At 59.9% G+C, this 11,970-nt stretch carries 10 protein-coding genes; 5 read left to right on the forward strand and 5 right to left on the reverse strand.

The window, feature by feature from the left end:
- Positions 1–10: 10 nt before the first annotated feature.
- A complete protein-coding gene (locus tag F6X24_RS14355) occupies positions 11–1,588 on the forward strand; it encodes an efflux transporter outer membrane subunit (RefSeq protein ID WP_191906337.1) in 1,578 nt (525 codons plus the stop codon).
- A 239-nt stretch (positions 1,589–1,827) separates the two neighbouring features.
- Here F6X24_RS14355 and F6X24_RS14360 read toward each other — a convergent pair whose 3' ends face one another.
- From F6X24_RS14360 to F6X24_RS14375, 4 genes are all read right to left on the reverse strand, one after another.
- Positions 1,828–2,208, reverse strand: a complete 381-nt coding sequence (locus F6X24_RS14360) for a hypothetical protein (protein WP_151088678.1) — start codon at positions 2,206–2,208, stop codon at positions 1,828–1,830.
- A gap of 193 nt (positions 2,209–2,401) precedes the next feature.
- Positions 2,402–2,707: a SemiSWEET family sugar transporter gene (locus F6X24_RS14365; RefSeq protein WP_151088679.1), complete on the reverse strand. Its 306-nt coding sequence runs from the start codon at positions 2,705–2,707 to the stop codon at positions 2,402–2,404.
- Positions 2,708–2,749: 42 nt separating this feature from the next.
- Positions 2,750–3,208 carry a peroxiredoxin gene (locus F6X24_RS14370; protein WP_151088680.1) on the reverse strand — a complete coding sequence of 153 codons (459 nt, stop codon included), beginning with the start codon at positions 3,206–3,208 and terminating at the stop codon, positions 2,750–2,752.
- Positions 3,209–3,498: 290 nt separating this feature from the next.
- Positions 3,499–4,449, reverse strand: a complete 951-nt coding sequence (locus F6X24_RS14375) for an alpha/beta hydrolase (RefSeq protein ID WP_151088681.1) — start codon at positions 4,447–4,449, stop codon at positions 3,499–3,501.
- A gap of 84 nt (positions 4,450–4,533) precedes the next feature.
- Here F6X24_RS14375 and F6X24_RS14380 point away from each other — a divergent pair, with 84 nt between their 5' ends.
- Positions 4,534–6,402, forward strand: coding sequence for a M2 family metallopeptidase (locus F6X24_RS14380; RefSeq protein WP_151088682.1), 1,869 nt, complete (start codon positions 4,534–4,536; stop codon positions 6,400–6,402).
- A 56-nt stretch (positions 6,403–6,458) separates the two neighbouring features.
- Positions 6,459–7,274: an alpha/beta hydrolase gene (locus F6X24_RS14385; RefSeq protein WP_229725117.1), complete on the forward strand. Its 816-nt coding sequence runs from the start codon at positions 6,459–6,461 to the stop codon at positions 7,272–7,274.
- Positions 7,275–7,424: 150 nt separating this feature from the next.
- Here F6X24_RS14385 and F6X24_RS14390 read toward each other — a convergent pair whose 3' ends face one another.
- A complete protein-coding gene (locus tag F6X24_RS14390) occupies positions 7,425–8,147 on the reverse strand; it encodes a pirin family protein (RefSeq protein ID WP_151088684.1) in 723 nt (240 codons plus the stop codon).
- A 384-nt stretch (positions 8,148–8,531) separates the two neighbouring features.
- Here F6X24_RS14390 and F6X24_RS14395 point away from each other — a divergent pair, with 384 nt between their 5' ends.
- On the forward strand, positions 8,532–10,316 hold the full coding sequence (locus F6X24_RS14395) for an alpha-amylase domain-containing protein (protein ID WP_191906338.1): 1,785 nt from the start codon (positions 8,532–8,534) through the stop codon (positions 10,314–10,316).
- Between the two features lie 64 nt (positions 10,317–10,380).
- The gene (locus F6X24_RS14400; RefSeq protein ID WP_151088685.1) at positions 10,381–11,871 is read left to right on the forward strand and encodes an alpha-amylase; all 1,491 of its coding nucleotides are present in this window, start codon (positions 10,381–10,383) and stop codon (positions 11,869–11,871) included.
- Positions 11,872–11,970 lie beyond the last annotated feature (99 nt).

An 11,970-nucleotide genomic window follows, 5' to 3' on the forward strand; every position in this document is an offset into this window, starting at 1 on the left:
TCGGCTATCCTTGTCCGGGCTTTTGCTCGCAGCCAGCAGCTGCGGCATTCTGCACCCCTATAGCCGGCCCGATACTGCTACTACCGGCCTCTACCGCGACGCGGCCACTACCGATACGACCACCCTGGCCTCGCGGCCCTGGCAGCAGCTCTTTACCGACCCCCAGCTGCAAAAGCTTATTACGGAGGGCCTGGCCAACAACCGCAACCTGCAAGTGGCCGATGCCCGCATTGCCCAGGCGCAGGCGCTGCTTGCCCAAAGCCGGGCTGCCTTTCTGCCCAGCCTCAACGGGCGGGCCACTACTACCCTCTCGCGGGTAGGCGGCGCTTTTGTAGGCACCAGCACCGGTAGCAGCACAACCACTACGGGAGGAACCACGGGCGGCACTACCGGCGGCACCACGGGCGGCGGTACTACCGGCGGGGGCACTACCGGGGGCGGCACTACCGGCGGGGGGACCACCGGGGGAGGCACTACTACGGGTGGCGGCACCACTGGCGGCACAACTACGGGCGGCACCACCAGCGGCACGACAACCACCGACCAGTCTATCGTAACGGGTGGCGGAGCGGCTCACCAATATTTACTGGGTCTGAGCAGCAGTTGGGAGGCCGATGTGTGGGGCAAGCTCCGCAGTACCAAGCGCTCGTACGCAGCCTATGTGCTCCAGAGCGAGGCCTACCGGCGCGTGGTGCTCACGCAGCTTATTGCCGATATTGCCGACAACTACTACTCCCTGCTGGCGCTCGATGCCCAGCTCGAAATCACCCGCCAGACGGTCCAGAACCGCATTCAGGACGTGGAGGTGATGAAGCTGCTGCTGGAAGGCGACGTGGTAACCGGGGCGGCCGTGGTCCAAAGCGAGGCGCAGCGCTACGCCGTGGAAGTCACAATTCCGGACCTGGAACGCAACATTCGCGAAACCGAAAACCTGCTGGCTACCCTGCTGGGCCGCACACCCGGGCCCATTGAGCGCGGTACGCTGGCCGGGCAGGATGCTTCGCCGGCCCTGCTGACGGGCGTGCCCGGCCAGCTGCTGCGCAACCGCCCCGACGTGCAGCAGGCCGAGTATACGTTTGAGTCGACCTTCGAGCAAACCAACGCGGCGCGGACTTACTTCTACCCCAGCTTTACCATTACGGCCAACGGCGGCCTCACCAGCACGACTATCCAGAACCTGTTCTCGCCCACGGCCATCTTCGCCAGCGTGGTGGGCGGCCTGGCCCAGCCCGTGTTCAACCAGGGCATCAACCGCCTGCGGCTGGCTCGCTCGCAAGCCTTGCAGCAGGAATACCTATACACGTATCAGCAAACGATGTTCACGGCCGGGCAGGAGGTTTCCAACGCCCTCTTTGCCTACCAGAGCGCCACTGAAAAAGCCCGCATCCGGGCCCAGCAGCTCGACGCGCTCAACAAAGCCGTGGACTACACCCACGAGCTGCTGCGCGCCGGCTTCGCCAACTATACCGAGGTGCTCACGGCTCAGCAGAGCCTACTGCAGGCCCAGCTCAGCGGTGTAAACGACCAGCTGCAGCAGCGCCAGGCCGTTACTAACCTCTACCACGCGCTGGGCGGCGGTTGGCGGTAGTCAGGCTTTGCTTGCTGAGGGGCGGAACAGAATTTTCAGTGGTATTTAAAAACGCCAACTTTGCAGTAAGCTCCACTGGGAAAATCTTTACATAATGGCCGCTTCTCGTACAAGTCTTGGAAAAGTAGTGGGTTTGAACTGCCTGCCGGGGCGCGGCCGGCGGGCTACTTTGGGGGAGGAGGGCGAATGTGCGGCATTTCCAAGACACTTCCCATTATACCTTTCCTAAACCGACCGCCCTAATTTTTAGACAAGCGCTCAATACGCACAAATTCAACCCGCTTGCCTGGGCTTTTTCGGTATTCTAGTACCTCCCGGCCAGGGCAAAATTCTCCGAATGTGAACGAAGGATTACTCTCGACAATAGCTTCTTTGATGCCATCACGGTTTAAATCCTTGAAGTAAAGCTCGCCGTAGTCCGCACCGATGCTTGGTCCAAGCGCGACGCGGTGGTCGCTTGCCAGTACGGGGCTAAAGGTCACATACCGGTCTCCCGCACCTGGGTAGTCTTTGACCCATTCGACGCCCTCGTAAGGATTGCGGGAGGCAGAAGTAAAGTATAGGCTCACCACAACCAGCAGCGCGACCAACAATAAGTATTTTAAAACTGGCCTTTTCATCTTGCTAGGGGAGCATGGTTAGTGCTGGCAAAACTGCTACGCAAATCAGACTGGCTACAAGTCAGAGCACTACACGGCTTCCCCTTAGAACGTCTAGTCAAATAGTAATTCAGGTAGGCACTGTAGCTTTTACATACTGTAAACCACCATTTCCAACACGTAAAACCCACCCTTACCAAACAGCTCTCCCTTACTATTTCGGCGCGGGCAGGGGCTTTTCGGGCTCGCCCAGCTGCCGGAAATAATGCTTGAAAAACACCAGCAGCAGGGTGAAAAACAGGTTTATGCCGTTGCCGAACAATATGGGCGTATTATGCTCATAGGCGCCGTACACCAGCCAAAGCACCATGCTACTGGCTCCCACGGCCAGCATGGGCCCGCTCAGGCCATTGGCCGAGCGCGTTTGCCAGGTATGTACGACCTGCGGAAAAAACGTAAGGGCCGATAGCGCGGCGGCTACCAGCCCAATATCACTGATGAGGCTAACGGAAGGCTGCATAGCTGCCTGATACGCAAGCCAGCCCTGCGTGGTAGCAATACGCTATTGCGCCGCCAGCCCGCGCAGCACCTCCTTAGTCTTGCTTACGTGGTCGGTTGCGCCACTTAGCGAATTAAATATATAGGCAATTTTACCTTCTTTATCAAGCACAAACGTGACGCGGCCGGGCAGCAAGCCCAGCAGCGCGCGGGGCACCTCGTACTGCTTGCGCAACTGCCCGCCCGTATCGGCCAGCAGCGGGAAAGGCAGGCGGTGCTTCTGGCTGAATTTCCGGTGTGAAGCTTCACTATCGGAGCTGATGCCCACCACTACCGCCCCCAAATCCAGGAAATAGGCATACTGGTCGCGGAAGGCGCAGGCCTCGGCCGTGCAGCCGGGCGTATCGTCTTTGGGATAGAAATACAGCACTACCGGCTTCCCACGCTGGGCCGCCAGGTGAAACATGTCGCCTTTATCAGTAAGGAGGGAAAAGTCGGGAGCCTGATTGCCGAGCTGAAGCATTTTTTCAGTGAACAGTAAGTAGTGAGTAAGGAACAGGTAGAATGTCTATTGTTCTCTACTAGAGTTGTTTCGGAGACAGTGTAGGTGTAGCGTGGCTTCTGCGAATCCGCGCGTGAATGGTACTCGAACAGCCCACGCGCGGATTCGCAGAAGCCACGCTACTTCCACGTTGTACCCTGAGCGCGAAACCGCTCTAGCGCACATTTTAGGTCAGGGTACAAGGCGGGCAGCCGACTAAAAGCCGGCTGCCCACGCCAACCAATCTGTACCCGACCCGAAACTTGGGCTACTTACTTCGTCAGCCAGCCGTTGGCATCCATCCAGTTCTGGAGGAGGTCCATCCACTGGCCTTTGGTGGTTTTGTTGTTCATGCCGAAGCCGTGGCCGCCGTGCGGGTAGATGTGCAATTCGGCGGGCACCCCGTGGCGGTGCAGCGCCTGGTAAAACACCAGGCTGTTTTGAACGGGCACCGTTTTGTCGTCTTCGGCGTGTACGATAAAGGTGGGCGGCGTTTGGGCACTCACGTTCAGCTCAGCCGAGTAGTGGCGCACCTGCTCAGGGCTGGGCGTAGTGCCGAGCAGATTATCACGCGAGTTTTTGTGCATAAGGCTGTCGGTGAAGCTGATAACCGGGTAAAGCAGCACCAGAAATGCGGGTCGGACCGACCCTGGGCCGGGGTTATCGCCCACGGGGCGGGCAAAGTGCGTGCCCGCCATAGCCGCCAGGTGGCCGCCGGCCGAGAAGCCCATCAGGCCGATGCGCTCCGGGTTAAGATTATACTTGGGCGCCAGCTGGCGCACCAGGCGCAGGGCCTGCTGCACATCGAGCAGCGGGGCAATGGTTTTATCGGGCTGGCTCTGGGCATTGGGCAGGCGGTATTTCAGCACGAAGGCCGCTACGCCCAGGTCGTTGAGGCGCTTGGCCACGTCGTAGCCCTCGTGGTCGATGGCCAGCCGCCCATAGCCGCCGCCGGGGCAAATAATAACCGACGTGCCAGTGGCCTTGGTGCGGTCGGGCATAAAGACCGTCAGCGTGGGCTGAATAACGTTGGAGATGCGCACGCCCACGCTCTCGGTCACGCTCGTTTCCTGCACCTGGCTGGGCTTGGAATCGGGGATGGAGCCGCTGTAGAGCGGCAGTACCGGCGCGGCCGTTCCGGCGGCAGTGGCCTGCGCCCAAAGGTTGGTCGAAGCTGTCAGGGTCAGTAAGCTAACGGCCAGCAGCAGGGAAGTATTTTTCATAAACGAGCAATTAAGTTGGGAAGGTACGCGGCAATAGCGCCGGGGCAGGGGGCGCAGCAGGCGCTTGCCTCCTACCTTTCGGGCATGAAAACGCGCTATTCCGAATTTCGTTTTGCCCGGCCCTGGCCGGTGCTGGCCGCGCTGCTTACCGCCTGCGCGCCGACGGCCAAGCTGCCGACGGTGGCGACGGCCGCCGCACCGGCTGCCCCCGCCACCCCGGCTCCGCCCGACTACCGCGCCCAGGCCGACCAGTTTTTAACCCGGTATACGGCCGAGTACGTGCGGCGCTACACCCAGTCGAGCGAAGCCGAGTGGACCAGCAACACCCACATCGTGCCCGGCGACACCACCAACGCCGGCCGCACCGGCCGCGCCAACGAACGCATGGCCGCCTTCGCCGGCAGCGCCGACAATATTAAAGAATTACGCTATTTACTGACTCACAAAGACCAGCTTATCCCGCTGCAGGTCAAGCAGCTCGAAACGGCGCTCTACAACGCCGCCAACTCGCCCCAGACCGTGGCCGACCTCGTAAAGCGCCGCATCAAGGCGGAGGCGGCGCAAACCGAGAAGCTCTACGGCTTCGATTATAAATACGCGGGCAAGAGCGTAACGACCAATGATATTGACGCGCTGCTGCGCACCGAAACCAGCCTGCCGAAGCGCCAGCAAATCTGGGAGGCGAGCAAGGCCATCGGGCCTACGCTCAAGGAAGGGCTGCTCAACCTGCGCGACCTGCGCAACCAGACCGTGCAGGCACTTGGCTACTCCGATTTTTTCGCATACCAGGCCAGCGACTACGGCCTTACCCGCGCGGAAATGATGCAGCTCGTGCACCAGCTCAACACCGAGCTGCGCCCGCTCTACCGCGAGCTGCACACCTACGCCCGCTACGAGCTGGCCAAGAAATACCACGCCAAACAGGTGCCCGACTACCTGCCCTCCGATTGGCTGCCCAACCGCTGGGGCCAGGACTGGGGCAGTATGGTGACGGTAAAAGGTGTCAACCTCGACGCGGAAATTGCGAAGAAAGGCTCCGAATGGCCCGTGAAGCAGGCCGAGCGCTTCTACCAGAGTCTGGGATTCCCGGCGCTGCCGGCCAGCTTTTACGAGAAAAGCAGTCTCTATCCGCTGCCCGCCGGCACGCCTTATAAAAAGAACAACCACGCCTCGGCCTGGCACATCGACCTTCAGCACGACGTGCGCAGCCTGATGAGCGTGGAGCCCAACACCGAGTGGTACGAAACGACCCACCATGAGCTGGGTCACATCTATTACTACCTCACTTATACTAACCCCGACGTGCCGCCGCTGCTGCGCCAGGGGGCCAACCGCGCCTACCACGAGGCCATTGGCAGCATGATGGGCCTGGCCGCCCAGCAAAAGCCATTTTTGGTGGGCCTGGGACTGATTGACCCCAAAACCCAGACCGACCAGACCCAGCAATTATTGAAGGAAGCGCTGCAATACGTGCCGTTCATCCCCTTCGCCTCGGGCGTGATGAGCGAGTGGGAGAATGCCTTTTATGCCGAAAACCTGCCCGCCGACCAGCTCAACGCCAAGTGGTGGGCGCTCTGCAAGCAGTACCAGGGCATGGTACCGCCCACTCCGCGCGGCGAAAACTACCTCGACCCGGCTACCAAAACTCACATCAACGACGACCCGGCCCAGTACTACGACTACGCCCTGAGCTACATCATCTTATTCCAGCTCCACGACCACATTGCCCGCAAAATCCTGCACCAGGACCCGCACGCCACCAACTACTACGGCAGCCAGGAGGTCGGCCGGTTTTTGCAGGATATTATGCGGCCCGGCAGCAGCCGCGACTGGCGCACGGTACTCAAGGAAAAAACCGGCGAAGACCTCTCGGCCCGCGCAATGGTCGATTATTTCCAGCCGCTGATGGCGTATTTGAAGGAGCAGAACAAAGGGCGTAAATACACGATGTAATGCAGGACTTACTCTTTACTAAATCAGCACGCAGCAGGTGGAAAATCAGCTTCCATTTGCTGCTGCTCGTGCTGGCAAATCACTGGGCTGGTGCCCAGTCCCTGCCGGCCGCCGCGCCCTTGTGCATCGGCGAAACCTTCACGCTGGCATCGAAAGTGTTGGGTGAAACCCGGCACATCAACGTATACTACCCACCGGTTTACCGCGATTCGGCTACCGTGCGGCTGCCGGTTTTATACATGCCCGATGGCGGCCTGGCCGAAGATTTTCTGCACGTAGCGGGCCTGGTGCAGGTGCTGGTGGGCAATGGCACCATGCGGCCCTTCATTCTGGTGGGCATCGAAAACACGGCCCGGCGCCGTGACCTTACCGGCCCCACTACCCAGGAAGCGGACAGGAAAATCGCGCCCGTCGTGGGCGGCTCGGCCGTGTTTCGGCAGTTTATCCGCCGCGAGCTGATGCCGGCCGTGCGCCAGCGCTACCGCACTACGGCCGAAACGGCCCTGGTCGGCGAGTCGCTGGCCGGGCTATTCACCGTCGAAACCCTGCTGCTCGAGCCCGACCTGTTCGATACGTATCTCGCTTTTGACCCTAGCCTGTGGTGGAACAAGGGCGAGCTGGTAAAACAAGCGGCTGCTATCGTGCCGGCCTACCACGGCCCCGCCAAAACGCTCTACCTGGCCACCAGCAGCCAGGGCGACCTGGCAGGCACGGCCCGGCTCGCTACTCTCCTGCAAGCGCCGGCCCGGCCCGAATTTACCTGCTATTATGAGCCGCTGCCGGCCGAAACGCACGCTACTATTTACCATCCGGCCGCGCTGCGCGGCTTTCGCCTGGTGCTGAAGCCCCGGCCTGTTCCGGCCAAAAAGTAGCTATTGACCTGATTATCTGCTCCCTGAACCCCAGCCTGGAGCAAGATACAGGATTGGCGTTCAGACAAAGCAGAGGCGCGGTTAATATAGTTAATTAACTATATTAACCGCGCCTCTTTACGCTACCGATAGCCCGGACCCGGGCGGTTGCTAATAGTTTGCCTCGCTGCCCGGTAAGTCAATCAGGATAAACTGGGCATCTTTGGTGGCTTCAATTTCGAGCACGTCTTCGGCGTCGATGCGGGCCTGGTCGCTGGTGCCCAGCTCGACGCCATTCACATAAATGCTGCCCTGCTTTACGTAAATAAACGTGAGGCGGATAGGAAAGGTCTTAAAGGTCAGCTTTTTGCCGCAATCCAGGTTGCTCCAGTAAATGGTACTGTTCGAGTTCATGTACACCACGTCTTCGAGCACGCGCTGGCCGGTTACGAGCGGCACCAGCTCATTTTTCTTGCCTTTCAAAAAGCCCAGGTCTTTCTGCTCGTAGCTGGGCGCGAGCCCTTTCTGGCTGGGAATAAACCAGAGCTGATACAGATGCAGGGGCTTATTCTGGCGGTTCATCTCGCTGTGGGCCACGCCGGTACCGGCCGTCATGCGCTGCACCTCGCCCGCCGGAATGGCCGTTTGGTTGCCCATGGTATCCTCGTGGCTGACTTCGCCCTCGAGCACCAGCGTTACAATTTCCATCTCGGAGTGCGGGTGCTGTGGAAAGCCATTTTGCGGGGCCACGGTATCGTCGTTGAACACCCGCAGCGGACCGAAGTGCATGTTATTCCGGTCGAAATAATCGGCAAACGAAAACAGGAAATACGAGCTGAGCCAGGCCACGGGAGCAGCATGGTGGCGGTCGGCAGCGGCAATATAGGCTATCATAAGGTCAGAGGAGGGAAAAGGTGTTTGGGATTAGACCGCGTGAAAGTAACGGGCTTAAAACTGCGAAGTCGTTACCGGGGTTGCCCGCCCCGCAGCGGCGGCTATGCGACGAGGCAGGCAGGCGTCTTCTTTTTATCCAAAAATTTTTCTTCCGAAGCAGCTGACCTACCTGCAAACGTTTGTGGAAAGGGAGGTGAGCAAAAAACTTCTTACAGTTCATTTAAAGGCCTAAAAATAGTATAAAAGCCGGTTAATTAGCAGGTCACTTCATGCAACAATCATTTAACAGCCTTTCAGCCTTTGGCAAAAAAAATCCAAATTTTATAGTGGTAAAGCGCGGAATTTCCGTTAACATTGCGGCCTACCTTTCCCACCCAAACCAACATGCTAACACCCCTACCCGGGGCCACGCGCCTGACTGGCGCGCTGGCTCTGCTATTACTAGCGGGCTGCGCCAAGGAGGCGGCAGCCCCCAGCGCCCCGGACACGCCGAGCGCGACTTCTTCCAACGCCTCGGCGGTGCCGGGCACCATGATGCAGGGCTTTTACTGGGACGTGCCCCAGAGCACCAGCGGCCAGACCTGGTGGCAGGTGCTCGGCGGCCAGGCGGCTGAGCTGAGCGCGGCCGGCATCACCGCCATGTGGCTGCCCCCGGCTTATAAAGGCGCGGCCGGCGGCTACGACGACGGCTACGGGGTGTACGACCGCTACGACCTGGGCGAGTTCAACCAGAAAGGCTCGGTGGCCACCCGCTACGGCACGCTGGCCCAGCTGCAAAGCTGCGTCTCGGCGCTGCACGGCAAGGGCATCCAGGTCTACGAAGACATGGTCATGAACCACTTCATGGGCGCCGATGCCCAGGAGAGCTTCACCTACAACGGCACCAACTACAACGTCTGGACCAGCTTTACCTACCCGGCCCGGGCCAACAAGTACAGCACTTACCAGTGGCACTACTACAACTTCAACGGGGCCCAGCAGGCCCCGAATAACGGCTGGTACCAGTGGAACCCCTGGGATTTTCAGCCCTACAACAACGGCGACGCCTACGACAACCTCATGGGCTGCGAAGTGCGCTATGCCGACGTGAACCAGGTCAATGAGACGGTGAAGTGGGGCAACTGGATGACCACCACCCTGGGCCTGGACGGCTACCGCATCGACGCCGGCAAGCACATGCTCACTTCTTTTCTCAATACCTGGTTCGACCAGGTGAAGGGCTCGCGCTTTGCCGTGAGTGAAGTATGGTTCAACAGCGTAAGCGAGCTGAACAGCTACGCCTCGGCTACGGGCGGGCGCACGAGCCTGTTCGACGTGCCGCTGCACTACACCTTCAAGGCCATGAGCGATGGTAACGGCTCGTGGGACATGCGCGGGCTCGAGTTTGCCGGCTTCACCGAGTCAAACGGACCGCTGTCAGTGTCGTTCGTCGATAACCACGACACCGATAACCAGGGGGGCTTGTACTCGCCCATCGTCAATCTGAAGATGCTGGCCTACGCCTACATCCTGATGCGCGAGAAGGGCTACCCCTGCGTCTTCTACAAAGACTACTACAACTACGGCCTCGGCGCCCAGATTAAAACCCTGAACCTCATCCGCCAGGCCCACGCCTACGGCTCGGGCTACGAGTATACCAGCGCCGATGACGCCGATGTGTACGCTTACTCGCGCGCCGGTGACGCCAGCCATACCGGCCTGCTCACGCTGCTCAACGACGGCAGCAGCAACGCCACCAAGACGCTCACCACACCCTTCAAAAACGCGACGCTCACCGACCTCACCGGCAACACGGCCGGCACGGTAACCACGGATGCGAATGGCACCGGCACGTTTGCCGTTAACTCGCGCTCCTACGCGGTGTGGGTGCCCCAGCCAACTACGGCCGTAACGTTCAACATCAACTACAGCAACACGGTATCGGGCCAGAACCTGTACATCGTGGGCAGCACCGGCCAGCTTGGCTCCTGGAACACGGCCAACGCCATTCAGCTGAGCGGCGCGGCTTTCCCCAACTGGTCGGTAACCCTGCCCTTGACCGCCGGCATCGGCGTGCAGTACAAGTACTTCCGCAAAGACGGCTCGGGCAATATCCTCTGGGAAAACGACCCCAACAACTCGCTCACGCCAGCCGGCACTACCCAAACGGTAACCGACACCTGGCACTAATTTTTTTACCGGACCGGCAAGTTGCCGGTCCGCTTTTTCTTTTCCCCACCCAATTCTCTTTTTAATGTCTCATTTTTTACGAGGCGCTACCCGCGCATCGCTGGCGGCCACGCTTTTGCTGGCTGCCTGCGCCAAGGAGTCGACGACTCCGACCACTCCCAGCCCTACTGCCTTAAGCAGCAGCAATGCCACTGCCGTCAATGGCGTGATGCTCCAGGGCTTTTACTGGGACGTGCCCCAGAGCACCAGCGGCCAGACCTGGTGGCAGGTGCTCGGCGGCAAAGCCACGGAGTTTAACACCGCCGGCTTTACGGCTGTGTGGCTGCCGCCGGCATACAAAGGCGCGGCCGGCGGCTACGACGACGGCTACGGGGTGTACGACCGCTACGACCTGGGCGAGTTCAACCAGAAAGGCTCGGTGGCCACCCGCTACGGCACGCTGGCCCAGCTGCAAAGCTGCGTCTCGGCGCTGCACGGCAAGGGCATCCAGGTCTACGAAGACATGGTCATGAACCACTTCATGGGCGCCGATGCCCAGGAGAGCTTCACCTACAACGGCACCAACTACAACGTCTGGACCAGCTTTACCTACCCGGCCCGGGCCAACAAGTACAGCACTTACCAGTGGCACTACTACAACTTCAACGGGGCCCAGCAGGCCCCGAATAACGGCTGGTACCAGTGGAACCCCTGGGATTTTCAGCCCTACAACAACGGCGACGCCTACGACAACCTCATGGGCTGCGAAGTGCGCTATGCCGACGTGAACCAGGTCAATGAGACGGTGAAGTGGGGCAACTGGATGACCACCACCCTGGGCCTGGACGGCTACCGCATCGACGCCGGCAAGCACATGCTTACCTCCTTCCTGAACACGTGGTTCGACAACGTGAAAAGCACGCGCTTTGCCGTGAGTGAGGTGTGGTTCAACAGCGTAAGCGAGCTTCAGAGCTATATTTCCTCGACGGGCGGGCGCACGAGCCTGTTTGACGTGCCGCTGCACTACACCTTCAAGGCCATGAGCGATGGTAACGGCTCGTGGGATATGCGCGGGCTCGAGTTTGCCGGCCTCACCGAAGCCGACGGCGTGCACTCCGTGTCGTTCGTTGATAACCACGACACCGACAACCCCGGCGGCTTGTACTCGCCGGTGGCCAACCTCAAGCAGCTGGCCTACGCCTACATCCTGATGCGCGAGAAGGGTTACCCCTGCGTTTTCTACAAAGACTACTACAACTACGGCCTCGGTGCCCAGATTAAAACGTTGATGGGCATTCGCAAGGCCAATGCTTACGGCGCCTCCTACGAATATACCAGCATTGATGATGCCGACTATTACGCTTACTCGCGCGCCGGCGACTCTACCCACAAGGGCCTGATGCTGGTGCTCAACGACGGCGGCAGCACCCAGAGCCGGGGCATTACCTCGCCCTTTAAAAGCGCCACGCTCACCGACAAAACCGGCAACTACAGCGGTACTATCACTACCGATGCCAACGGCTACGGCAACTTCCCGGTCAACAGCCGCAGCTGGTCGGTGTGGGTGCCCAACTAACTGCTCCTGAAGGCGAAAGCATGAGCTACCTATATTAGCCGGCCGTAGCGCAAACTTTCGTGGTTTGCGCTATTCCCCCTGGCTTAAGCTTAGCGACCA

Origin of the sequence: Hymenobacter baengnokdamensis, from assembly GCF_008728635.1 — a bacterium.
Taxonomy (GTDB): domain Bacteria; phylum Bacteroidota; class Bacteroidia; order Cytophagales; family Hymenobacteraceae; genus Hymenobacter; species Hymenobacter baengnokdamensis.

Coding starts and splice junctions, on each gene's coding strand:
- F6X24_RS14360 (WP_151088678.1), bottom strand. CDS start 2,208: ATGAAAAGGCCAGTTTTAAAATACTTATTGTTGGTCGCGCTGCTGGTT.
- F6X24_RS14370 (WP_151088680.1), bottom strand. CDS start 3,208: ATGCTTCAGCTCGGCAATCAGGCTCCCGACTTTTCCCTCCTTACTGAT.
- F6X24_RS14390 (WP_151088684.1), bottom strand. CDS start 8,147: ATGATAGCCTATATTGCCGCTGCCGACCGCCACCATGCTGCTCCCGTG.
- F6X24_RS14395 (WP_191906338.1), top strand. CDS start 8,532: ATGCTAACACCCCTACCCGGGGCCACGCGCCTGACTGGCGCGCTGGCT.
- F6X24_RS14400 (WP_151088685.1), top strand. CDS start 10,381: ATGTCTCATTTTTTACGAGGCGCTACCCGCGCATCGCTGGCGGCCACG.
- F6X24_RS14365 (WP_151088679.1), bottom strand. CDS start 2,707: ATGCAGCCTTCCGTTAGCCTCATCAGTGATATTGGGCTGGTAGCCGCC.
- F6X24_RS14380 (WP_151088682.1), top strand. CDS start 4,534: ATGAAAACGCGCTATTCCGAATTTCGTTTTGCCCGGCCCTGGCCGGTG.
- F6X24_RS14375 (WP_151088681.1), bottom strand. CDS start 4,449: ATGAAAAATACTTCCCTGCTGCTGGCCGTTAGCTTACTGACCCTGACA.